The following is a 22,125-nucleotide window of genomic DNA, read 5'->3' on the forward strand; positions in this document are numbered from 1 at the left end:
TGCTATTCCAGTTTAGACAGCTTATACCAAAGGTAACTGTAAGGAGAGAGTATGAGATTTATTTTTCCGGCAGATTCTTTCATTGATAAGGGGCTGCCCAACACACAGGTTAGCACCGGTTTTTCTTTCGTTAGATCTATTTCCACGTCTGCATTTGTATACGAAAAGTTATTAATGATAAGTATTCCATAGTCATTGAGATCATATCGATAAATGAATATTTGCGGATGATCATTCTTTAAGATTTGAAACGAACTGCAAAAAGCCAGCTTATACTCCTTTCGAGAGGCGATTATTTTTTTTGTTTGACATAATATTGAAAATTCGTCATCCATTTCTTTGGAAACATTGATGTTTTGATATCCATAAACTCCTCCATCAATCACTGTCCACTTAAGCTCGGGTGGTGAAACGGAAGAAAAACCACCATTGAATGTATCGTCCCATTGCATAGCTGTTCGCACGCTTTGTCGTTCCTGCAAGTCCAAATCATCTCCCATTCCGATTTCTTCACCATAACGAATTACAGGGCTTCCAGGGAGTGTTAATAGAAGATTCATACTTAAACAAATATGCATTCGATTGTTGTTCAACATAGGAGGCAATCTTCTTCTAATGCCCCTATCATAGATTCGCATAAATGGACAGGGTGCAAAAACTTCCATAACGCGGGCTCGTTCATCGTTTGTTAATCGTTCCAAATCCAATTCATCATGGTTTCGAAGAAAGTTCAGATACTGACCGTGGCCATTTGAGAAGGGTAAGCGTTTAAAAGCGTTTATTAGCGGTTTAGCACAGTGTTCTGCAAGAGCGAGAAACAGATAGTTATTCAGGAAGAAATTAAATAATCCATCAAGTTTTTTCCCTTTGTTAAAAAAACGGGGATAGTCTTCCGGTTCAACATCCGCCTCTCCAATAAGAATCGCGTCTTTATTGATTTTAAGAACAGCTTCCTTCCATCGATCTAGAACGTCATAGGGGTTTCCTTCAAAACGCTCGTCGCCTTTGTTTTTAAGTATGTGTGGAACGGCGTCAATGCGAAAACCAAAAATGCCAAACTGCATCCAGAAGTTTAAAATTCGAAGAATCTCTTCCTGAACTGCGGGATTTGACACGTTCAAATCGGGTTGAAAGTGATAAAAAGTATGGTAGTAATAACGATTCACCTGGTGATTATATTCCCAATTGCTTTCTTCGACAGTCTTGAATACCAAATCTTCCTTGTCATTTTCCGGTTTCTCATCCTTCCATATATAAAAATCGTGAAATCTGCTGCCTCTATCGGATATTGCTTCAAGGAACCAAGGATGTCGATTGCTTGTATGATTAACTACCAAGTCGATAATTATTTTAATATTTCTTTTTGCGGCCGATTTTACCAGTACTTCAAAGTCCTGCAGTGTTCCTAACCGAGTATCAACTGTATAGTAATTAACCACATCATATCCCCCATCCTTTTCGTCTGAGCTATAAAAAGGTACTAGCCAAATACAATTGATACCTAAATATTGAAGATAATCCAATTTAGATATAAGCCCTTGAATATCACCTAATCCGTTGTGGTCAGCATCTTTAAAGCTTCGAACGTCCAACGAATAGATGACAGCTTCTTTTAACCAATGTTGAGAGCATAGGTCTTTCATGTATTAAGAACAGGTGCAGAAACGGTTTTGTTTTTTTCTAATCGAATAACCAGTGCTTCATCCCCACCTACATAGATTTCTTCTTCAAGTGATAGACCCTCAGTCTCGGGTGTTGTTGCTAAAATTACCTCGCCTTTTAAAACGGTCTTGCCTTGTTGTTTAAAATAAGCGGGTCTTGGCGTTAAATTCAATGCGATAAGAAAGGTAGGATATCCTTCGAGCGCTCGTTTATAAATAATCAACTGCTGATCGCTAAATATAGGAACATAGTTGCCGTATTGCAATGTCGGCTCTTCATTCCTCAGCTTGATAAGCTTCCGGTACAAGGTAAGCATACTATAAGGATTATCTTTCTGAATCTCTACATTCTCCCGTTTAAAACGCTTGTCGACTCGAAGCCATGGTTTAACTGTTGAAAAACCGGCGAATTCACCATTGTTCCATTGCATGGGGGTTCTGGCGGGATCCCGGCTTAAATTTTTACCGGGCATATTTAGTCCTTGGGGATCTTGCACTTCATCGCTTGGTATAGGAACATCGTACATGCCAATCTCGTCTCCATAGTAAATTGTTGGCGTTCCCCTTAGTGTAAGTAGTAAAAATGCAGCAACCCTTGCCTGTTGGCCTCCGATACGACTAGCTATACGCGGCTTATCGTGATTGCTTAGAACCCAATTGGGCCAACCATTTTCCGGAATTGCCCCCTCGTATTCATCAATGGCAACAGCAATTTGTTGGGCATCCCACGGCAATGTGAGTAATTGGAAGTTAAAAGGCAAATGCGCACCACTCGAATTAATTCCATAGTAGGTAACTAGCCGTTGGATTGGCAGGTATATTTCACCGATCAACACTTTCTCCTGATACTGTTCGAGTAGCGCACGCATTTGTCCAACTAACTCATGCACTTCCGGCTGATCGGTAGAATATACGGGGAGCAGACGATTATAATTAGCATCCCTTTCTTGAAAATCAGGATTGAGCGGATTATCCCGAAGTTGTTTGTCTTTAATTAAATGCCACATAACATCAACGCGGAACCCGTCAACGCCTTTTTCCAACCAAAATTGCATTACCTCCAACATCGCTTTTTGAACATCTTCGTTTCGCCAATTAAGGTCTGGTTGTTCTTTTAAAAATGCATGATAATAATATTGCTGTGTATCTTCATCCCACTCCCAAGCGCTTCCACCGAATACGCTAAGCCAATTATTAGGAGCCGAGCCATCTGGTTTGGCATCTTCCCAAATATACCAAGAACGCTTTGGTGAATCTTTTGATGACTTGGACTCGATAAACCAGGGATGTTGGCTGGATGTGTGATTAGGCACTAGATCCAATATCAACTTCATGTTTCTCCTATGAAGTTCATCAAGGAGTGATTCCAAATCGTGCATCTCGCCGAATATAGGATGAATCTGTTTATAATCTGATATATCGTAGCCAAAATCAGCCATCGGCGAAGGATAAATTGGTGACAGCCATACCGCTCTAATTCCTAACCATTCTAGGTAATCTAACTGTTGGATAATCCCTTTTAAATCGCCTATACCATCCCCGTTACTATCTTTAAACGAACGAGGATAAATCTGATATATAATGCCATGACGCCACCACAATTGCTCTTGGTACATTGTTAAGAAGAAATAAATTTAAAATCTGTCTATACTAAATAGTAACTCGTCCACCGGTAGCAGGTATCGTTGCCCCCGAGATATAGCTGCTTTCGTCAGACGCCAAAAAAACGTAAATCGGAGCCATTTCAGCAGGTTGGGCCGGACGTCCCATTGGCGTATTTTCACCGAACTTATCCGCATTAGGCATCGTAGAAGGAATTAAAGGCGTCCATACAGGACCCGGGGCAACTGCATTGACTCGTATACCCTTCTTTTGCTCTAGAAATAATTGTGCTAGGTTCGACGTGAAGTTTTGGATCGCGCCTTTTGTAGCTGCATATGCTAATAATATGGGTGTGGGAGAATAGGCATTTACAGAAGTGGTGTTAATAATACTTGCGCCCTTTTTCATGTAAGGTTCCGCTGCCTTGCATAAATAATACATACTATGAATATTTGTCGCGAAGGTGTGTTCCCATTCTCCTTCCGGTATATCCTGTAAGCTTTCTCGTCCCATTTGAAATGCGGCATTGTTCACAAGAATATCTACTTGTCCAAATTCGGTAATCGCCTGTTCAACTAGCGATCGACAATGGGAGGCCTCGCCTATGTCACCTTTTACGAGGAGCGCTTTGGTTCCTGCTTCTTGCACCCATCGGGCGGTGTCCTTCGCATCTTCATCTTCAACATCTGCCAAATAGCTGATGAGAACATCAGCGCCCTCGCGTGCAAAGGCGATTGCAGCTGCTTTTCCAATACCCGAATCGCCTCCTGTAATAATGGCTTTCTTTCCTTTCAACTTACCTGTCCCTCGATAACTTTCTTCTCCATGGTCAGCCTTTGGCTCCATTTCCCGCTCAACTCCGGGTGCCTCCTGCTCTTGTTGAGGGAAGGGCGGTACCGGGTGTTTTTTTTGCGGATCTTGTACATTTTGATTAGAACTGCTCATTACTTTTCTCATTAAGGTTAATAGAAAACAAGAAAGTGCCATTATATGGGTTTTCCTTTCTTGTTGGTTCATTGTTAATTAAGGCATCGATGTTGTATCCATTGCGGTATCAACCGGTGCTGCCATTCCTGAAGTATCATTGGGATGCATGGGTTCTTGTAATGTATCTGTTCCATCCCCAGCTCCCATACCATCGTTTGTATCGCCTTGACGATTACCGCATCCAATAAAAATAAATGCTGCTACTGCAGCTGTAAACAATAACTTTTTCATAAGGATATATTATAAATTCAACTAAACTTTACTTCCATTGCTAAAAAACCGAGCCAAGCATATTTTTTTACTGAAATGAATAAAAAAATAAAATCTATTAGAAGATTACTAACAATAAGACGCGTTGGAGATTGAAAGAATTCCGGATAAATAAACAACTTATCCATTTATTAGTACATCTATAAAACCAGGCCGGAAGATGAGATGCGATTGGTCAATTGTGAGGGTAGCGGAACGGCGTTTGCTATAAGTTTAGAAAGATAAAATGACTATTATATGGATCGGAAAAAGAAAAATGAACGTAATCAGCAACTGAACAATGGTGGGACAGACGAACGGAACGGTATGCTACAGAAAAAGAACCCAGACAAAAAGCCTGGCAGAATTAAGCAACCTGCAATTGAAAAGGAGGCACTTATTATTAATGAAAAAGGCAGGAAATTGTAGAATAGTTTCGTATCGGTTTGTATCCGTTAACTTTTATTTTTCTCCCCTAGTTTGTCCTCATCATTTGCATTCTGCCAGTCTTCTGTATTTTTTGGAACCTCATTTATCTGGTCCTTCTGTGGATCTACTCCCGCTTCATAGGATAAATCGGGCTTGTCCTCTTCTTCCCTCTTTTTAGAGGCTTTGTTTTTTAAAGGGGATAAGCGCTTGTCTTTTCTTATAGCCATTTTTTTTTATTAAGGTAATCACACATATAGCACATAAATTATTCCAAGTAGAACAGCGACAAAAAATGTAGTCATGCTATGTATTCTGTTTTAATCCTTTGAGCGCGCTATGGCTGTAATATCCTGTTTTAATTATGTTCAAATTTGTGATTCTCTTTTTTTAAATGGATAGTTTCCCCGTATCTTTTTATTGAAAAAAGCACCTTTCGAACGGGCGTGGATCAGTTCCTCATAAATTATGGGTGGAACATTGTAATAAAGATACAGCAAGCCAGTAGTGAAAACGATTTGAAGAACTTCGGTGTCTGCATTGTAATGAACGGAATCTATAACAGTGGAGGGCATAGCTATATAATTTTGACTTAGTCACATTTTACGAATAATGTTGGTCGCATTACCTGAACTTGCGTAAGTTCCTTAAAAAGATTTTTAGACAATATCTTTTTCACAAAGGTCTTGGCAATTGAAGTCACAACTAATACATCTATATCCTCTTCATTTATCGCCCGTTTAACTCCTTCAAGGACGGTATCTGCTTCTACTACTAAAAAGTGAATATCAACCTTCTCGATATTTCCCCTAATGTCAAGCTCCCATTCACGCATTCGTTCGTATGCCAACTCTTTTTTTTCCTCATTTGCCACATGAAATACCGTTATATCTAGTTTCCCATCAAATAACTGTTCAACTAGTTTAATGCTTTCTATTTCGTTTTCATGAAAACTCGTCATCACGCCAACATGACGAAGATTTGGCAAGTGCTGGCTTTCGGGAAGTACCAATACAGGCGTATAGCACTGCTCTACTAATCCCTCAGTAAGGTCGCGCGACGCATAATGTAAAATATCTGCATACTGTCCGGACACAATGAGATCAAAGTGTTCGCTTCTGTTTAAATCCAAAAGGAACTGCAAGATGTCACCTTGTATTGCCTCTCCCCTAATGTGGACAAGCGGAAAATCGTTTTTCGCCTGCCTCATTAAGTGTTCAAGCTTTTGATCAATATCCTCTTTATTCTCAGATTTGTCATTTTCGAACGACAAAATAATGAATACCGACCAATCGAAGAGATTCGCTTTCTTTAATACAAACTGCAGAACATAAAAGGTTTTTACTGAGAAATTCAATGGTATTAATACTTTTTTTCTTCCAGACATAATAGTTTGAATATTACCTTATTGTGTTGTCAAACAAATAGATTCGGTTAAGGTTTGAAAGCTATAGCAGATTAGGAGGTTCAGGAAAACTCCTTTTAATCTCGTTATTCATGAGTGAAGTATATTCAATACGGAAAAAGAACAAAAAAGGCGGAGATGCTGTTATAACCTTATAGAATGCTAAACTTATGATAGAAACACAGGAGCAAAAAGATATTTCCAATGCATTTTTTAAAGAAGCATTAAAACTTTTAAATGATAGCGGTAGTCCGTACATGCTAGGTGGCGCCTTTGCCATGTTTCATTATACCGGTATTTTTAGAAATACAAAGGATCTCGATATTTTCTGTAAAAGCAGTGAATATCCAAAAATCCTGAAGCATTTCGCCTTGAATGGTTATCGAACCGAATTGACCGATGCGAGGTGGCTAGCCAAAGTCTTTAAGGGAGATTATTTTATAGATATTATTTTCGATACCGTTAATAACATTTGTACGGTAGACGACAGCTGGTACGTACGTGCGAGTACCGGCGAATTTGTTGGTGTACCAGTCAAATTTATTCCCGCTGAAGAGCTGATTTGGTGTAAAATGTATGTTAGGAATCGAGAAAGAAACGACAGTGCTGATATCAATCATACCTTTTTACGATATGGAAAGCATATTGATTGGAAGCATCTTTTAAATCGCCTAGATCAACATTGGCACATTTTACTAGCGCAATTAATAACTTTTCAATTCGTTTATCCGGCCGACTATCGGCACATAGTACCTAAATGGCTTTTTGATGAACTCATAGAGCGAGCGAAAGAGCAATACGAGCTACCGCCTCCCGTTGAGAAGGTATGTAGAGGTCCTTTGATTGATCAAACGCAATATGAGGTGGATATCAAAGAATGGAATTATAAGTCATCTACAATTACAACAATTTAATGATGGGAAAGAAAGTTAAAACCACAATAGCTGCGCTAGCAGATATTCACATTCGAGTGAGTGATAAAGGCCGCTGGGCAGATTGTTTCGAGGAAATAGCTAACAAAGCTGACGTACTGCTAATTTGTGGCGATCTTACCGATACAGGAGATGAAGATGAGGCGACCGTTTTGGCTGCTGAATTAAAATCATGCAATATACCGGTTATAGGTGTATTGGGAAATCACGATTACGAAAAAGGTAGACATAAATTAATTCGTCAGATTCTGCAAGACAGTAATATGGTCATTCTAGATGGCGAAGGTATTGTTATTGATAATATTGGTTTTGCGGGTGTAAAGGGCTTTGGTGGTGGCTTTGACGAATATATGCTATCTATGTTTGGTGAAGAGTCTATGAAATCTTTTGTTCAAGAGGCCGTAAATGAATCGTTGCAGCTGGATCGTGCACTTGCTAGATTGGAGCAAGACAATCCTAATATTCTCAAAATCGCTTTATTACATTATTCACCTATTAAGGAAACCGTAATTGGAGAACCTGAGCAAATTTTTCCTTTTTTAGGCTCTTCGAGACTAGCAGACCCTTTACATAGGAGAAAGGTCTATGCTGCCTTTCACGGCCACGCTCATGCCGGCCAGCTCGACGGTGTGACTTCGGGCGGTGTCCGGGTCTTCAATGTGGCTTTGCCAATACTTAGAAATGAAGATCAAGCCAAGCCCTATTATCTATTAGACGTACCACATAAATAGACAAAAATACAGATAGGATATTAACACGTAGGCATGATAAAACACTTTATTAAATAGCTGTCACATTATCGTGAATCAATAAGCGATTGGCCATTAACCAAATGAGATATCATGATTAACATTATTCTAGTTGACGACCACCATATTGTAAGACAAGGCATTAGGACCTTATTGGAAATTGAATCGGATATTACCGTTGTTGGCGAAACGGATCAACAAGAAGAGCTGCTTTTCCTCCTCGACGAGCGACAAACGGTGGATGCGATCGTTATGGATATCAATATGCCGGATACCGATGGTATAACCTTAACTAAGCATATTAAAAATCTTTATCCAGGTATTCATATCATCGTTCTCTCAATGATGGATCATGAAAAATATGTTTCCCAAGCCTTTGAGGCTGGTGCAACAGCATATTTGATCAAAAACGTAAGCCGTGATGAACTCTTGTTCGCGATTCGGTTTGCCGCCCAGGGTGAACCCTATATTTGCGCGGAAATTAGTTTTAAACTTTTGCGACAAGCTATGAAAGTAGTCCCTTCATCAGCCAGTGCAAATGCTACTGATTTACAAATAAATAACCGTGAAATGGAAGTTTTGGCCCTCACAGCTGATGGATTTACGAATCAGGAAATCGCAGAACGCTTGTTTACAAGTAAACGGACAGTAGAAGGATACCGCCAAAGTCTTATTGAAAAAACAGGTGTAAGAAATACTGCTGCATTAATAAAGTACGCTTATCAAAATGGTATCCTGAAATAATGTATATTACCGTATTTACCGAAGCTAATTTTGGGTATTTATACGTAATTGATGTTTCCTTTAATCACGACCTTTGTTGGCAGTCAGATTGCATAACTGCGACGTGAATTGCGCAGAAAAGTTTAGTGGTTAATTATCTAATTCTCAATTATGAAAACCAAGTTAGCGATTGCGGACAATAATCCTATACGTCGAGATGGTATCCGAGCTATATTACAACAGGACAATATAGATGTCAATTACACCAATAACTGTCTAGAAACCTTAAAAGAGCATCTAACGGATGTCGACGTACTGATTTGGGGTAATGATCTTAACTATTCTATCGACAAGGAATTGATAGCTAAGTTGAAAGGATCCGGTAATTTAAAGATTATAATTTTAGACAACGACCATGGTTTACAGCCTGCGATCCGAGCAATGCATGCGGGGGCGCACGCCTACATTACGCAATCGGTTCAAAAAGAAGAACTTTTATTTGCAATCCGCTATGTTTTGCAAGGTAAAAAATACGTTGATCCAAGCCTAACGGTACGACTTTTTAATAAACTAAGCGACTTTGAAGATCATATTAGTACGCTGAACACCGATCTCGCGCTATCTGACAAAGAAAAGGAGGTGCTTGATTTAATGGTATGCGGCTACGCCAATAAAGAAATTGCTTACCGTTTATTTACCACAAAACGCAACATCGAAGATTTACGTCAAAACCTCATCACAAAAACTGGGGCGAAAGACAATTTAAGTCTGATATTTTATCGTCTGCATAAAGAGTTCATACAAAATTAGATTTAGCGATTTTATCGTTGGTTTGCACTCTTTAGTACCTGCCCGGAACCGTTCGAAAGAAGTATCTGCTTTGACCGAACGGTTTCTTACAATATCAGTGTACCCTTAACAAAGTAATGGTTCTGAAAACCGGCATGTGTACTGCGATAGTGATAGATTAGGTAGAAAAAATTAATCGGACTTGATTTTAAGTCCGATTAAATATACGTAAACCATTAATAAAGTAAATTGGTCGTTCTTCTCGGAATATATTGCTGTAATATTTTACTGTAAATATTGGCATTACTACTCTTATCCATCATAAAGCCCAATTTATCCATGATCTGAATAACCTGGTCATTTATAGAATTAAGTAAAATCTTTACTTCATTGACTCCATAAAAGTATTTAGCCATCTCTAACATCTGATTGAAGGCCTCCACCATTAAACCCTTGTTTCTATATTCCGGAAGTAAGGTTCCACCCACATACATATCTTTCCTGTTCTTTCCTCCTTTGTAAATCATACAAGACCCGATAATTTTATCAGGTGCTGATTTCAAACGAATGGTATACACACACTTTGCTAGCCATAACAAGCGCTTTGTAAATTCTTCCGGCGATTCATCATTTTCGTATAAATCTTGATAGTAAGTACCATACTGCTGCGGGAAAGAATGTAAATGGCAAAACTCACGTGCCTCGCTTAGGGATAGTTTTCTTAAAACTATACCCGTTTTTTCATAGTTTTTCATTAGATAAAAAGAATATATATATGTACTGTAAATAATTTCCCGAAACATGGAAGCCCTTGATGAATAGGAGCTTTCTTGGTACCTATTAATTTTCAATATTTATGCCAAAAAGAAGGAAAAGCTAGATAAAAATCAAAAAATATATTTTTTAGGAAAATAAATTTCATAATAGGGTAAATACGTCTTCTTCAAAAATAAGATGCTAATTCTTAGTGAGAATAACGTTTTCCTTCTCCAATAATATGATAATTATCTAAAACAGCACGGTAACTTGGATAATTGTGGTCAATTTTGCTGATTGGCTTCTTTCCAACCTTTTGCAAAAATTTTTTTAAATGAGGACAGTGCTTACTATTCAAGTTTGTAGGATCAATATCATCGTCCACCGCAACAGCCGTCTCCAAATCGTAACAAACTAAATAATACATGGCTTTTGTTTTTTATTTTATAACAGTTTAAACGCTTTTTTGTTTTTAAGTAAAAATTCTAGTTATGCGAAATTTAACATACGTTGTTTATATTCTACTGTTTACTATCCTGAGCACTATTGTTTTATATTTTGGACGCAGCTTTCTCGTACCCATAGCATTGGCAGCCATTATGGCCACCTTGTTCATTGAAGTTAGCAATTGGTTGAACAACGTGGGCTGAAGCGTACCATAGCATCATCGGCCGCAGTAGACCTGATCGTGCAATTCGTTCAGACCATATATTGGAGTTTTAATAGTAAGCCGTCAAGTGAATATTAATCCACTCCTTATGATCGTAGGCTTAGTGGCAGGTGAAGCCGTGTAGGAACCGCCGGTATGATTTTGGCCATCCCTCTACTATGTGTCATGAAGATTATCTGCGGCCAAATACCAGGCTTAGAGTCTTATGGTTTTTTAATCGGAACACAAGTAAAATAAAAGAGAAAGTTTCGGATAAGCAAAAAAAGTATAAGCTAAGCCCAACCTATTCCAAACATCGTTTGCTGAAACAAGAGACTGTTAAAATATTTTCTACGATTATAAATGATATAAATTATGATGTTTTTAAGTTCGAACGCCCTACGCCTTCTTCGTTTACTAAGAAGGTGGTCAGTTGGATCCATAGGTAAGTTTGCAGAGGAAATGCAATTGGACCCTGAAAGCGTTCTCAAGGCAACCTACATACTGGAGCAAAACGGCTACATTCTTACAGTAGACATCGCTGATGATTGTCCCTATCCAAATAAAATGCTCGAGATAAATGCGCTGGGACTTAGTTTTCTGGAAGGGCTTGACGGTAGAGTGGATAACACACAAGACAAAACCTAGCGCTTTTTTAGCCTTGGGACAACGAATTTTCCGAAATCACGGATAAATTCTTCTTGATAGATGTTGACATTATGAAGAATAAGATGTTCGAAGCCAAGAGACAAGTCTTGCTCCAACCACTGTAGCTGATCCTGCCAATTACTGGATACTCTTATTTTTTTGGGTATATCCTCAAAGCTAACGGATGATCCAAGCGCATCGAATTCTTCTATCGTGGCTATATCACTTAGAAGTATTGGATCTAGTAAATTATTCCTCCATTGTTCGTACGCATTTACAAGGGCCAGTTCCTCTGATGTTGCATACGACAATTGCACTTTTAAAAACATAGGTTTCCCTTCTCCGCCATTTTTCCTGAATGCAGTCACTACCTCCTTCAATTCGTTATACGGCCTGCTAATTGTAATCAAACCATCTGCCCACTTACCTACCCAACCCGCCGTCTCCACACTTACAGCAGCGCCGAAAATTGGAATGGGTTTGTTGGGTCGCGTGTTAAGTTTGGCCCTGTCTACACGCACATGACCCTCGTAGCTTACTTCCTTGCCTCCCAATAAAGCGCGAATAATGGTCGCGCATTCTCTCAAACGTTCATTTCTGAATTTTTTATCGGGCCAGTTGTCTCCTGTGATGTGTTCGTTGATATTTTCGCCGCTACCCAAAGATACCCATAACCGATCTGGAAACATATATCCAAGCGTCGCAATAGCCTGGGCAATTATAGCAGGGTGATAACGCTGCCCAGGGGCGCATACAAAACCAAAAGGAAGCCTGGTAGATTGCATGGCAGCGCCTAGCCAAGTGAAAGCATAGCCGCTGTGTTGTTGGGTTATGCTCCAAGAATGAAAATGATCAGAGCAATGTATAGCCGTAAAGCCGCACTGTTCCGCTAGTATAGCCCAACCTAATAGGTCTGTTGGGCTAAATTGTTCATGAGATGCATGATAAGCGATAGTTTGCATTTTCGTTTGTTTACGTCATACCATATTTTAGGTTGCCGGTGCTAAAAAGTCACAAACCTCTGTGCATTGTGTGAAATATCATATTTCACGTTAGTGCTTCCTATAAAAGTAGTATACGATACCGATAGCTAACAAAAAGATAATTCCAAATAAAATAGGTGCAAACATAGCGTCTTGCGTTAAATAATAAATCTATTAAATTCATTGCGTGGCAGCCGGTAATCTTTATTTAATCTACCCGAAGCGTCATGAATCATACATCGAATATATCCCTGCCCCTTTACGTTTCCTTTGGACGTTTTGCGTTCCAAAAAGACCTGTATTGGATCGCTGGACTCGTCAGTTTTAAAACTTAGTTCGTATTGATTGCAAGAACACGCTATGAGCGACATGCAATCGTATTTTTTACGTAAGATTTTTAATATAGGTTCTTTCAATCCCATGACATCCTTATTTACCACCTATATAAGCAACTATTGAACCTATAAACATACACAAGTATACTTCATGCAAAAATCCTTAGCTCAAGCAATGCGGTGCCGTTGAAGGCAATATTGGCAACATTTTATTAGTGTCCTAAAAAGTGCATAGTGCTGTACCCATTCGACGAGAAGATATAACAATAACTCAATTTTAAAGAACAAATAACTAAATGAAAAAGGGTTCTTGAGCACAAAATTGAGGGCGTAGAGAAGTGGCACTGTATATGGAATCCGATTCTTATTTAACCCTATAAATGAAAGATATGTATACCTTAGGAATTAACGCAGCTTTTCATGACTCCGCAGCTTGTTTAATCGAAAATGGACACCTAATTGCAGCCGCCGAAGATGAACGATTCACGCAAATCAAACATGGTAAACGCCCCATTCCATTTTCGACCTATGAACTACCTTATCATGCAATTGATTTTTGTCTAAAGCAAGCAGGAATCACCTTGTCTGCGGTTGATCACATCGCTTATTCGTTTGATCCCTTTTTATTGGTTAACCCTGGGGATGAGAAGAGGCCATGGGCAGATATTCCTTTTGTTAGAAATACAGAACACGATAAAGATTCCGAGCCGTGGCGAAATCTTTTTCTTTCCTCTATCATTAATGCTCCACGACAATTGGTTGATGGTTACCCACACCATCTGCAATCCTCCTTTTTAAATGCAAGGACAAACGATTGGATCTGGCATTTTACGGATCATCATCTGTCCCATGCAGCCAGTGCATTTTTTCCTTCTCCTTTTGAGGCAGCAGCCGTGCTCGTTATGGACGGTCGGGGTGAAACAGCATCAAGTTCTTATTACGTTGGAAACCAAAATGGCTTGGAGTTGATACAACAAGTACAGCTGCCCCATTCCCTAGGCCTGTTGTATGAAGATATCACAGCGCATCTCGGATTTCTACGATCATCTGACGAATATAAAGTAATGGCTTTAGCTTCATATGGTGAGCCTGTTTTTGTTGATGAATTTAGAGAGATTGTGCGCTTAACAGGAAGCGGACAATATGAAATAAGCGATCTGCGACTTTCTGAGAGATTTGGCCCACAGCGCTTAAGAAACGCTCCCTTTACCGCACACCATTTTAACATTGCACGTTCGCTTCAGTATGTTTTAGAAGAGCGTATATTGGAGTTGTTGAATTGGTTTTATGAGGTGACGCGGGAAGAAAATCTTTGTCTCGCCGGCGGTGTATTTCTCAATTGTGTTTTAAATGCCCGTATCAGGGATAAAAGTCCATTCAAGAATGTGTGGGTGCAGCCTGCTGCCGGTGATTCCGGTACAGCTTTAGGGGCTGCTATATTAAAAGATCGGGAAGAACGTAGAGAAAGTAAAAAGACTTCGATCATGCAGGACGTATATTTAGGCCCCTCTTACTCCGATAGTGACATACAACGTATTTTGGAACGAAATAAAATTCCTTATATCAAAATGCATGACATAGTGGAAGAGACCGCAACGTTACTTGCTCAAGATAAAATTATCGGATGGTTTCAGGGTGCGATGGAATATGGCCCAAGAGCCTTAGGAAGTCGTTCTATCTTGGCTTCGCCGTTAAGTCCTGAAATGCAAGCCAAATTAAATGAGGTAAAGGATCGCGAAGACTTTCGACCCGTCGCACCTGTTGTAACGGAAGAGGACGCCGAAAATTGGTTTGTGGGAGCAAAACAGTCACCGTTTATGCTGTTCATCTATGATGTGATTCCCGATAAAGCGACGCAAATACCAGCCGTAAAGCACGTCGATGGTACTGCGCGTATTCAAACGGTTAATGAAAAACAAAATCCACTTTATTACCGACTTATCAAGGCGTTCGAACGGAAAACAGGAGTGCCTGTACTCGTAAATACCTCTTTTAACACATTGGGAAAGCCAATTGTATGCACACCAAGAGATGCTATTGAATGCTTTTGGACATCCCCCTTCGATGCGCTTATCATAGGATCCTTTCTAATTCAGAAGGATTATGTCAATGTTCCTGAAAGAATGGTCTTGGACGAAAATCTTGTTAGTTTTTAGGGTGCCGTATGGATATGTTTAGGATAACTGTAGTAATTCCGACTTACCAAAGAACGATGTTATTGTCACGATGTCTAGACGCTTTGACTAAACAAACACTTAATCAGCGTTTATATGACATTATTGTGGTGGGTGATGGTTATGACAAAGAAACGGAAGAGCTGGTAGCTACGTTTAATACCGCTTTTGAAAATCGTATAACTTATCTTTATACTGAATGCAAAAAAGGACCGGCTGCAGCCCGAAACCTAGGATGGTTATACGCTGATGGACACCTGGTTGCGTTCACTGATGATGATTGTATTCCCGATGAACTTTGGCTTCAGGAAATTTTTGACGCCTATAACGGTGAGGAGAAAATCGTATATACAGGATCAGTATATGTACCAACCCCCGAGAGCCCGACAGATTTTGAAAGGAATACGGCACAATTGGAGGTTGCAGAGTTTATCACGGCTAATTGTATTTGTACGAAACAAGCGCTATACCATGTCGGAGGTTTTGACGAACGATTTAAAATGGCATGGAGAGAAGACAGCGACTTGCATTTTAAGCTTCTCCGTGCAAAAATCCCAATAATAAAACTTAACAAAGCCGTTGTTATTCATCCAGCTAGAAAGGCCAAATGGGGAATTAGCATAAAAGAACAAAAGAAAGGCATATATAATGCGTTATTGGCAAAGAAATTTCCAAGTCTCTATCAAGCCCGAATCGGCCATCCAACAAATGCTTTATATTACAGTCTTTTATTGCTATTGATTTCCATGGTTCTCTTATGGCATGTGAACCTGAAGTGGGCCTTTTTTGCCAGTCTAAGTTTTTGGTTGTTTCTTACCGCTAAATTTATTTTAATACGTCTGAGAGGAACCAGTAAATCACCCTCTCATATTGCAGAAATGGTTTTTACTTCAATACTAATACCGTACTTATCTATTTTTTGGCAGCTGTATGGTTCTATTAAATACCGAACCGTTTATAATATTAAGATCGGAAAATGAAATCAATCGCAATTTTCAGAGCCTTACAATTAGGAGATTTTTTATGTGCGATACCGGCAATACGCTCATTAAGACAAGCGTATCCGAATGCGCGTATTGCTTGGATAGGACTGCCGGGTACACAACATCTGCAACATCGTTTTGCCAATTATATTGATGAATTCATTCCCTTCCCCGGCTATCCGGGGCTGCCTGAGCAGCCCATTGAACCGAAAAAGATTTTGGCCTTTCTACAAGATATGCAGAGGCGTAAATTTGATTTGGTAATACAAATGCAGGGAAATGGCACCTATGTTAATGCACTCGTTTCATTATTTGATGCAAATAAATTGGCTGGCTTTTTCAAGGATTCACTCTTTCGACCAAACAATGAACATTTTGTTCCCTATCCTGAACACTTGCATGAGATTGAACGGCACTTATATTTGATGCATCATCTCGGCATACCTGATGCAGGTAAACAACTCGAATTTCCGCTTCTAAAAGACGATCGTCATATCTGCGAAAAATTCCATTTAACGCCGGGGAATTTCGTTTGTATACATCCTGGGTCACGTGGCGAATCTCGTAGATGGAATCCAAAGTACTTTGCGCAAATAGCCAACCGTTGTTTAGAAGCGGGTTATGATGTCGCTATTACGGGGACAAAAGAGGAAGAAACGATTGCCAACGAACTATCAGCACATATGAACCGCCCGCCATTATTTCTTGTCGGTCAAACAGATTTAGATGAGATCGCCCTTTTACTTAAACAAGCGAGGGGATTATTATCCAACTGCACAGGGGTAGCCCATATAGCCTATGCACTGCAGGTGCCTGCAGTGGTCGTTAGTATGGATGGTGAACCTCATCGGTGGGGCCCCCTAACTCCTACAAGGCAGCAAATAATAGATTGTCAAAGAAAGCCAAATGTCGAAAAGGTGCTTCAACATTTCAACAATACAGTGTTGTGTAATATATAAAATCACCACATAGACAATACCGCTTGCATGATATCATTCACCGATGGTAAAGGCAAGTAGTCAGCGTAATATTTTCGATCAACATAGCGAATAACTTCATTTTTGCTTTTGATCTGTTCATCAATACTATATTCAAGCACGCGTGCATTACCCATCCAAGGATGGTGTTGTGGATTTGTTTGAGCATAAAGTACAACTAGAGGAGTCTCAACGGCCGTCGCTAAATGGACGGTAGCTGTATTGACAGATATGACAAGTTTGGACATTTGGAGAAGTGCTGCAAACTCATCTATACGGAAAAGGCCTCCGGTTGAAAAAGAGTTATCTTTCACACGATCTTTCAAGCGGTTTGTTATTGAACTTTCACTATCCGAGCCGGAAAACACAATCTGTGTATCTAATAGCTTTAACATTTCTTTAGCGAGCTCTTCCCATTTTTCTTCGGGAAACTGCCTTTTTTCTTCACTCACACCTGGATGTAGTACAATGAAAGGTTTCGATAGATTTATTCCCAAAGCTTCGAGTTTGATTCTTACGCTTGAAATGGCATTTTCCTTAATCGCTACTGTTATTTTTTTCTCCTTTGCTACAGCCCCAACACGCTCAACTAAGTCGAGATCACGTTCGACCTGAGGTTTAATAAGTTCGTAGGGTTCCTTCTCAGGAATCCAATCATTTAAAAGCTCATAAGGATTTTCTCGACAATATGCTAGACGTCTCGGAATTCCCGCCATCCATGCTAACATTGCTGCGGGTAACGGACTTTGACTGTAAACGGTAAAAATCACGCAAGCATCAAACGATGCCACTTTCAATTGTGAAACTAGTTTTTCTACTATATGAGTTGCATGATTGGCTTTTAACTTAACCCAGGGCAAATCGACTGCAATGGTTTCATCAACCATAGGCAACAGTGAAACGACTTCTGATGTATCTGTTGATGTTAACAATGTAATCCTACAATTAAAGCTATCTTTAAGCGCTCGGATTGCAGGAGACGACATGAGTACGTCTCCTGTATTATCTGCTCGAATCACGAGTATATTTTTACAGCCATGCCATGTAGTCATTTAAGCTTTCATTTTGGTGACTTGGTTTGGCGATGAATTTTCCTGGATACGTCTAATTATGTTGGTAGTTGACTTTCCATGCGTAAAAGGTAAGAGCACCAATTTGGCACCAACTTCATTTATAGCTTGCAATTCGGGCATTTGTTTGTTTCTATAGTCCTCTCCCTTCACCACTATATCGGGTTTCAATGCCCGTATTAAATTTGCCGGGTTATCTTCATCATTTTCATTACCAAAACTTATGATATAATCAATTGATGAGAATGCCGCTAAAACATGCATTCGATCTTTCAGTATATTAATCGGTCTGCTTTTTCCTTTTAAACGGCGCACGCTTTCATCGGAATTTACACCAACAATTAGTACATCGCCCATTTTTCTTGCTTCCTGTAGGTAGTGTGTGTGCCCGCAATGCATGATGTCAAAGCAGCCATTCGTGAAAATAATTCGCTTATTTTTTGCTTTAAGTTGATCTGTAAGGCTAGTCAATAACGACGTAGAAGTTAAAATTTTTGTCTTATTCACTATTTTATCAACAATATCTATTGCATGACAAACGGAGGTTCCCGACTTTTCAATTACACAATGTGAAGCGATGGCTGCAATTTGGGCGGCTTCTATCTTCTCGGCATTGGAAACAAGTGCCAAAGTTGCTGTAGCCAGGTAGGTGTCTCCTGCCCCACAGACATTTGGATTATAAACGGGATCGACCGGTAGATGTAAGGATTTTTGCCCTCTTTCGATCCAAACTGCACCATCCGAATCCAAGGTAAGAGCAACATATTTAGCCCTCGTTTTTTCGATGAGTTGCTTGGAAATTTGGTCTACCTGCGCAATCCTATCAGGCATAGTTTCTATATTAAGTAAATTAAGGGCCTGTTTATAATTTGGCTTCACCACAGTCGGCCTCAATGCGCTAAAAGAAAACAATCGCTTGGAATCGATCGCTATGAACCTTGGGTAACGCGTCTGTAGCTGAATCAATGCAGCGATTACGCGTGCACTGATTACGCCCTTTTCATAATCGGCAATTATTACAGCATCGCAAGCTTGATATGCATCCGCTAAGAGGTCAATCAGAAGCGATTCTGAAGATTCACTCAGGGAACAGTGATCACCTTCATCGAAACGAACAATCGTATGTTGATCTGCAAGAACACGTGTTTTCACTTCCGTTCTTCTTTTATTATCATGCACCAAATATTGTTCTTGAATTTTATGCCGCTTTAATAAAGGCTTTACAGACGATTCATAAAGGTCTTCTCCAATGACACTGCAAAGGAGCGTCGTAGCTCCTAGCGCCTGAAGATTTGCAGCTACATTTCCGGCCCCACCCAAGCATAGCATCTTTTTTTGTACATCCACTACAGGAACCGGAGCTTCAGGAGAGATCCTGCTAGTCGTTCCGTTTATGAAAACGTCTAAAATAAAATCGCCAATAACGAGTACTTTCTTCTCTTTAAACTGATGGACTAAATCTATTAATCTTTGGCTCATGATCTACTGTACTTAAATGAGTTATAATTTTATTAGCAGCTTCTAAAAAATCAGATGCAACGTAGTATGGTCTCCTATAATAACCATCAACCATCCATTCTGTCTCATTGCCGTTATCTATAAGTATGGTTTTACATCCTGCACGATTTCCTGCTTCAACATCATTCAAGATATCACCTATCATCCAAGATTGACTTAGTGAAATGTGATGGTCTTCGGCAGCCCGCTCCAGCAATCCAGGCTGGGGTTTTCTGCAGTTGCATGCATAGGAAAAACGAGAGACAATACCGTCAGGATGATGAGGACAGAAATAAAACCCTTCAAAAGGTGGTAATCCTTCTTCAATAAACAGTCGGGCCAATGCTTTTTTTACCTCAAAAATCTCATCCTCCGTGAAATAACCTTTTGCGATGCCTGACTGATTCGTTATGATGATAAAGACAAAACCGTTAGCTGCTAATTCCTTTAAACCTCTGACAACCCCTTTTTCAAAGGTAATTCTATTTGGGTCGGCGTTATAAGGAATGTCTGGTATGATCGTTCCGTCTTTATCTAAGAACACTGCCTTTCTATTAACTTGCATGATGTTGTTTTGTCAGATAATATGCGTTAGTGTTTAAAACCGCGTATCCTAAGCGTTCATCCCGGTTTTTCATTAATCGCTTAGTAGTTGCCCTTAATTCACCGGTCTCGCGGACCAATCCCTCCGACGAAAACATACGTTGTTCAATCAACGTGCAGATCGAATGGATGACATGTAATTGTATTTCTTGAATGCGTTGTGTACTATCGGAAGGGACAATGATATTAACATCTCCGAAACGATAGGCTTCTCCTCCTTTCTTCCCCAGTAAATTAATACAGATCATTCCCAGTTTCTTAGCCTTTTTTATTGCGTGCAATATGTTTTCTGAGTTACCGCTTGTGCTAATTGTAAACAAGATATCGCCCTTAGTACCAAGGGCCTCGACTTGTCTTGCGAATACTTCTTCGAAACAAAAATCGTTTGCCCATGCCGTTAATGTAGACGTATCGGCAGTAAGCGCGATGGCTGGAAGAGCTGGCCTTCGCTCAATGTCGAAACGACCTATAAGCTCTGCAGCGAAATGTTGACTCTCCGCCGCACTTCCTCCGTTGCCACATATTAGCATCTTCTTGCCCTTTGAAAAGCCTTTGCAGATAACACTACCAGCTTCCAGGATAGCAGGCGAAAGTAGAGCGGCTGAGAACTGAAATGTGGAAGCCGCTTCTTCAAAAGCATGTGCTATAAGTTGCGACTCATCTCTATAAACAATAAAATCCGGATCAATAAGCGACTCATATATCATCATGATCGCATTACTGACGTTCTGCCAGGTGAAAAGATGATTTACTCTATCGATACCCTGTAATCCCATTAAGCCACCCTCCGATTTCAAAAGCCTTTGCATCTTGTTAGCCAATTCAACAGGTTTTTTAGGCGGTACTAAATAACCGGTTACTCCATCTACAACGCTATATTTAATGCCTCCTACGTTTGAACCGATTACAGGTGTCCCACAGGCCATTGCTTCCAAAGGTGTAATTCCAAAGGGCTCGTACCACGGAGTGGAAACAAAAACATCTGCTGCACTGTAATAATATTTCAATTCTTCTCGCTTCTTTGGTCCAATAAACTCGACGTATGAGGAAACACCTTCCTCTTCTACGATTTTCTGAAGGCGCTTCAATTCAGCACTGGCCATAAATTGTTCAGCGTTTCCTTCTCCTCCTACAACCAGAAGTCTTACTTTAAAATCCCCTTTCAAGTATTTTAGCGCATGGATTACGTTATCCACTCCTTTTCTCGGAACCATGCGTCCTAATTGTAAAATAATTTTTTCATCATTCTGAAGTCCTAAAAGCATACGTGCGTACATTTTATCGATAGGATAAAATTCCGTGGGATTAAAACCACAAGGGACAACGGCTATTCGTTTCGCATTAGCGTTGTACATGCTAATTAAATCTTGTTTATCTTGTGGACATTCAGCAATAATGCAATCGGCTTCTCTCGCGATATTTTCTTCAATAGTCACTCGTTCTTGAGGAAATTTATCATCTTCCTGTAAATGTAATCGCCGAACTTTACCCAGGGCGTGGAACGTCACAACCAATGGAATACGATATCTCAATTTTAGGGATAGACCAACCCATGCCGACATCCAAAAGTTGGCGTGTATTAAAGCATAATCTATTCCTTCTGATTCAATAAAGGTGATCATGTCGTCCTTAAAGACCTCCATGAAGTCAAATAATTGTTCTTTTGGTATGCTTTGCTGTGGCCCTGCATTGACATGGATAACTCTTACATCCGGAAACAGTCGCACTATTCGAGGTAGTCTATCGCAATCACTTCGTGTAAAAATGTCAATAGCATAGCCGTCTTTGGCGAGCTGTCTGGCGAGCTCCGTAACATACACATTCTGTCCTCCACTGTCTATTCCGCCTAACATGGCAAGGGGTGAGGCATGTTCGCTTATAAATGCAATTCTCTTCTTCATAATTATTCTGGATAATATGCTATTGA

24 protein-coding genes are annotated in these 22,125 nt (G+C 39.9%); 10 read left to right on the top strand and 14 right to left on the bottom strand.

Annotated features, from left to right (window positions below):
• Positions 1–2: 2 nt before the first annotated feature.
• The 4 genes from ACH11B_RS20305 to ACH11B_RS20320 all read right to left on the bottom strand — a co-directional run bounded on the left by ACH11B_RS20305 (position 3) and on the right by ACH11B_RS20320 (position 4,481).
• A complete protein-coding gene (locus tag ACH11B_RS20305) occupies positions 3–1,643 on the bottom strand; it encodes an alpha-amylase family protein (protein WP_130855898.1) in 1,641 nt (546 codons plus the stop codon).
• A complete protein-coding gene (locus ACH11B_RS20310) occupies positions 1,640–3,277 on the bottom strand; it encodes an alpha-amylase family glycosyl hydrolase (protein ID WP_013667059.1) in 1,638 nt (545 codons plus the stop codon). The genes ACH11B_RS20305 and ACH11B_RS20310 overlap by 4 nt, the downstream gene beginning before the upstream one ends.
• A 34-nt stretch (positions 3,278–3,311) precedes the next feature.
• Positions 3,312–4,208, bottom strand: coding sequence for an SDR family oxidoreductase (locus ACH11B_RS20315; RefSeq protein WP_130855897.1), 897 nt, complete (start codon positions 4,206–4,208; stop codon positions 3,312–3,314).
• A 78-nt stretch (positions 4,209–4,286) separates the two neighbouring features.
• A complete protein-coding gene (locus ACH11B_RS20320; protein WP_130855896.1) occupies positions 4,287–4,481 on the bottom strand; it encodes a hypothetical protein in 195 nt (64 codons plus the stop codon).
• A gap of 276 nt (positions 4,482–4,757) precedes the next feature.
• Between ACH11B_RS20320 and ACH11B_RS20325 the strand changes: the two genes are divergently transcribed.
• Positions 4,758–4,928: a hypothetical protein gene (locus tag ACH11B_RS20325; RefSeq protein ID WP_165446958.1), complete on the top strand. Its 171-nt coding sequence runs from the start codon at positions 4,758–4,760 to the stop codon at positions 4,926–4,928.
• Positions 4,929–4,954: 26 nt separating this feature from the next.
• Here the strand turns inward: ACH11B_RS20325 and ACH11B_RS20330 are convergent, their stop codons facing one another.
• The 3 genes from ACH11B_RS20330 to ACH11B_RS20340 all read right to left on the bottom strand — a co-directional run bounded on the left by ACH11B_RS20330 (position 4,955) and on the right by ACH11B_RS20340 (position 6,312).
• Positions 4,955–5,155 (bottom strand): hypothetical protein, encoded by a 201-nt coding sequence (locus ACH11B_RS20330; protein ID WP_013667063.1) that lies wholly within the window; start codon positions 5,153–5,155, stop codon positions 4,955–4,957.
• Between the two features lie 138 nt (positions 5,156–5,293).
• Positions 5,294–5,500 (bottom strand): KTSC domain-containing protein, encoded by a 207-nt coding sequence (locus tag ACH11B_RS20335; protein ID WP_013667064.1) that lies wholly within the window; start codon positions 5,498–5,500, stop codon positions 5,294–5,296.
• Positions 5,501–5,517: 17 nt separating this feature from the next.
• On the bottom strand, positions 5,518–6,312 hold the full coding sequence (locus ACH11B_RS20340; RefSeq protein ID WP_149105710.1) for a hypothetical protein: 795 nt from the start codon (positions 6,310–6,312) through the stop codon (positions 5,518–5,520).
• A gap of 188 nt (positions 6,313–6,500) precedes the next feature.
• Here ACH11B_RS20340 and ACH11B_RS20345 point away from each other — a divergent pair, with 188 nt between their 5' ends.
• The 4 genes from ACH11B_RS20345 (at position 6,501) to ACH11B_RS20360 (ending at position 9,544) form a co-directional block, all read left to right on the top strand.
• On the top strand, positions 6,501–7,244 hold the full coding sequence (locus tag ACH11B_RS20345) for a nucleotidyltransferase (protein WP_130855894.1): 744 nt from the start codon (positions 6,501–6,503) through the stop codon (positions 7,242–7,244).
• Positions 7,244–7,993: a metallophosphoesterase gene (locus ACH11B_RS20350; RefSeq protein WP_130855893.1), complete on the top strand. Its 750-nt coding sequence runs from the start codon at positions 7,244–7,246 to the stop codon at positions 7,991–7,993. The genes ACH11B_RS20345 and ACH11B_RS20350 overlap by 1 nt, the downstream gene beginning before the upstream one ends.
• A 111-nt stretch (positions 7,994–8,104) precedes the next feature.
• Positions 8,105–8,755, top strand: a complete 651-nt coding sequence (locus ACH11B_RS20355) for a response regulator transcription factor (protein WP_130855892.1) — start codon at positions 8,105–8,107, stop codon at positions 8,753–8,755.
• A 150-nt stretch (positions 8,756–8,905) separates the two neighbouring features.
• Positions 8,906–9,544, top strand: coding sequence for a response regulator transcription factor (locus ACH11B_RS20360; protein WP_013667069.1), 639 nt, complete (start codon positions 8,906–8,908; stop codon positions 9,542–9,544).
• 215 nt (positions 9,545–9,759) lie between these two features.
• Here ACH11B_RS20360 and ACH11B_RS20365 read toward each other — a convergent pair whose 3' ends face one another.
• Positions 9,760–10,278: a GNAT family N-acetyltransferase gene (locus ACH11B_RS20365; protein WP_013667070.1), complete on the bottom strand. Its 519-nt coding sequence runs from the start codon at positions 10,276–10,278 to the stop codon at positions 9,760–9,762.
• Between the two features lie 209 nt (positions 10,279–10,487).
• Positions 10,488–10,706 (bottom strand): hypothetical protein, encoded by a 219-nt coding sequence (locus tag ACH11B_RS20370; RefSeq protein WP_013667072.1) that lies wholly within the window; start codon positions 10,704–10,706, stop codon positions 10,488–10,490.
• 64 nt (positions 10,707–10,770) lie between these two features.
• Here ACH11B_RS20370 and ACH11B_RS20375 point away from each other — a divergent pair, with 64 nt between their 5' ends.
• The gene (locus tag ACH11B_RS20375) at positions 10,771–10,929 is read left to right on the top strand and encodes a hypothetical protein (RefSeq protein ID WP_165446957.1); all 159 of its coding nucleotides are present in this window, start codon (positions 10,771–10,773) and stop codon (positions 10,927–10,929) included.
• A 374-nt stretch (positions 10,930–11,303) separates the two neighbouring features.
• Positions 11,304–11,576, top strand: a complete 273-nt coding sequence (locus ACH11B_RS20380) for a hypothetical protein (RefSeq protein ID WP_130855890.1) — start codon at positions 11,304–11,306, stop codon at positions 11,574–11,576.
• On the opposite strand, the gene ACH11B_RS20385 is transcribed toward ACH11B_RS20380, so the two are convergent.
• Positions 11,573–12,538 (bottom strand): TIGR03885 family FMN-dependent LLM class oxidoreductase, encoded by a 966-nt coding sequence (locus ACH11B_RS20385; protein ID WP_130855889.1) that lies wholly within the window; start codon positions 12,536–12,538, stop codon positions 11,573–11,575. The genes ACH11B_RS20380 and ACH11B_RS20385 overlap by 4 nt on opposite strands.
• Before the next feature lie 736 nt (positions 12,539–13,274).
• Between ACH11B_RS20385 and ACH11B_RS20390 the strand changes: the two genes are divergently transcribed.
• Genes ACH11B_RS20390 through ACH11B_RS20400 form a run of 3 tightly spaced genes read left to right on the top strand, consistent with a single transcriptional unit; the run spans position 13,275 to position 17,010 of the window.
• Entirely contained in the window at positions 13,275–15,050 is a 1,776-nt protein-coding gene (locus tag ACH11B_RS20390; RefSeq protein ID WP_242627179.1) for a carbamoyltransferase C-terminal domain-containing protein, read from the top strand.
• Positions 15,051–15,064: 14 nt separating this feature from the next.
• Complete coding sequence (locus ACH11B_RS20395) at positions 15,065–16,048, top strand: glycosyltransferase family 2 protein (protein ID WP_256377662.1); 984 nt, start codon at positions 15,065–15,067, stop codon at positions 16,046–16,048.
• Positions 16,045–17,010 carry a glycosyltransferase family 9 protein gene (locus ACH11B_RS20400; RefSeq protein ID WP_130855886.1) on the top strand — a complete coding sequence of 322 codons (966 nt, stop codon included), beginning with the start codon at positions 16,045–16,047 and terminating at the stop codon, positions 17,008–17,010. Before ACH11B_RS20395 ends, ACH11B_RS20400 begins: the two co-directional genes overlap by 4 nt.
• 2 nt (positions 17,011–17,012) lie before the next feature.
• Here the strand turns inward: ACH11B_RS20400 and ACH11B_RS20405 are convergent, their stop codons facing one another.
• The 4 genes from ACH11B_RS20405 to ACH11B_RS20420 are packed head-to-tail and all read right to left on the bottom strand — an operon-like array spanning position 17,013 to position 22,099.
• Complete coding sequence (locus tag ACH11B_RS20405; protein WP_130855885.1) at positions 17,013–18,080, bottom strand: glycosyltransferase family 9 protein; 1,068 nt, start codon at positions 18,078–18,080, stop codon at positions 17,013–17,015.
• The gene (gene rfaE2, locus ACH11B_RS20410; protein ID WP_130855884.1) at positions 18,081–19,577 is read right to left on the bottom strand and encodes a D-glycero-beta-D-manno-heptose 1-phosphate adenylyltransferase; all 1,497 of its coding nucleotides are present in this window, start codon (positions 19,575–19,577) and stop codon (positions 18,081–18,083) included.
• Positions 19,540–20,160, bottom strand: a complete 621-nt coding sequence (locus ACH11B_RS20415; RefSeq protein ID WP_130855883.1) for an HAD-IIIA family hydrolase — start codon at positions 20,158–20,160, stop codon at positions 19,540–19,542. Before ACH11B_RS20415 ends, rfaE2 begins: the two co-directional genes overlap by 38 nt.
• Positions 20,150–22,099, bottom strand: coding sequence for a glycosyltransferase (locus ACH11B_RS20420; RefSeq protein WP_377608834.1), 1,950 nt, complete (start codon positions 22,097–22,099; stop codon positions 20,150–20,152). The genes ACH11B_RS20415 and ACH11B_RS20420 overlap by 11 nt, the downstream gene beginning before the upstream one ends.
• Positions 22,100–22,125 lie beyond the last annotated feature (26 nt).

The sequence above is a fragment of the Olivibacter sp. EAT-5 genome (genome assembly GCF_044784325.1).
GTDB lineage: Bacteria > Bacteroidota > Bacteroidia > Sphingobacteriales > Sphingobacteriaceae > Olivibacter > Olivibacter oleidegradans.

Coding starts and splice junctions, on each gene's coding strand:
- ACH11B_RS20305 (WP_130855898.1), bottom strand. CDS start 1,643: ATGAAAGACCTATGCTCTCAACATTGGTTAAAAGAAGCTGTCATCTAT.
- ACH11B_RS20310 (WP_013667059.1), bottom strand. CDS start 3,277: ATGTACCAAGAGCAATTGTGGTGGCGTCATGGCATTATATATCAGATT.
- ACH11B_RS20315 (WP_130855897.1), bottom strand. CDS start 4,208: ATGAGCAGTTCTAATCAAAATGTACAAGATCCGCAAAAAAAACACCCG.
- ACH11B_RS20320 (WP_130855896.1), bottom strand. CDS start 4,481: ATGAAAAAGTTATTGTTTACAGCTGCAGTAGCAGCATTTATTTTTATT.
- ACH11B_RS20325 (WP_165446958.1), top strand. CDS start 4,758: ATGGATCGGAAAAAGAAAAATGAACGTAATCAGCAACTGAACAATGGT.
- ACH11B_RS20330 (WP_013667063.1), bottom strand. CDS start 5,155: ATGGCTATAAGAAAAGACAAGCGCTTATCCCCTTTAAAAAACAAAGCC.
- ACH11B_RS20335 (WP_013667064.1), bottom strand. CDS start 5,500: ATGCCCTCCACTGTTATAGATTCCGTTCATTACAATGCAGACACCGAA.
- ACH11B_RS20340 (WP_149105710.1), bottom strand. CDS start 6,312: ATGTCTGGAAGAAAAAAAGTATTAATACCATTGAATTTCTCAGTAAAA.
- ACH11B_RS20345 (WP_130855894.1), top strand. CDS start 6,501: ATGATAGAAACACAGGAGCAAAAAGATATTTCCAATGCATTTTTTAAA.
- ACH11B_RS20350 (WP_130855893.1), top strand. CDS start 7,244: ATGATGGGAAAGAAAGTTAAAACCACAATAGCTGCGCTAGCAGATATT.
- ACH11B_RS20355 (WP_130855892.1), top strand. CDS start 8,105: ATGATTAACATTATTCTAGTTGACGACCACCATATTGTAAGACAAGGC.
- ACH11B_RS20360 (WP_013667069.1), top strand. CDS start 8,906: ATGAAAACCAAGTTAGCGATTGCGGACAATAATCCTATACGTCGAGAT.
- ACH11B_RS20365 (WP_013667070.1), bottom strand. CDS start 10,278: ATGAAAAACTATGAAAAAACGGGTATAGTTTTAAGAAAACTATCCCTA.
- ACH11B_RS20370 (WP_013667072.1), bottom strand. CDS start 10,706: ATGTATTATTTAGTTTGTTACGATTTGGAGACGGCTGTTGCGGTGGAC.
- ACH11B_RS20375 (WP_165446957.1), top strand. CDS start 10,771: ATGCGAAATTTAACATACGTTGTTTATATTCTACTGTTTACTATCCTG.
- ACH11B_RS20380 (WP_130855890.1), top strand. CDS start 11,304: ATGATGTTTTTAAGTTCGAACGCCCTACGCCTTCTTCGTTTACTAAGA.
- ACH11B_RS20385 (WP_130855889.1), bottom strand. CDS start 12,538: ATGCAAACTATCGCTTATCATGCATCTCATGAACAATTTAGCCCAACA.
- ACH11B_RS20390 (WP_242627179.1), top strand. CDS start 13,275: ATGAAAGATATGTATACCTTAGGAATTAACGCAGCTTTTCATGACTCC.
- ACH11B_RS20395 (WP_256377662.1), top strand. CDS start 15,065: ATGTTTAGGATAACTGTAGTAATTCCGACTTACCAAAGAACGATGTTA.
- ACH11B_RS20400 (WP_130855886.1), top strand. CDS start 16,045: ATGAAATCAATCGCAATTTTCAGAGCCTTACAATTAGGAGATTTTTTA.
- ACH11B_RS20405 (WP_130855885.1), bottom strand. CDS start 18,080: ATGACTACATGGCATGGCTGTAAAAATATACTCGTGATTCGAGCAGAT.
- rfaE2 (WP_130855884.1), bottom strand. CDS start 19,577: ATGAGCCAAAGATTAATAGATTTAGTCCATCAGTTTAAAGAGAAGAAA.
- ACH11B_RS20415 (WP_130855883.1), bottom strand. CDS start 20,160: ATGCAAGTTAATAGAAAGGCAGTGTTCTTAGATAAAGACGGAACGATC.
- ACH11B_RS20420 (WP_377608834.1), bottom strand. CDS start 22,099: ATGAAGAAGAGAATTGCATTTATAAGCGAACATGCCTCACCCCTTGCC.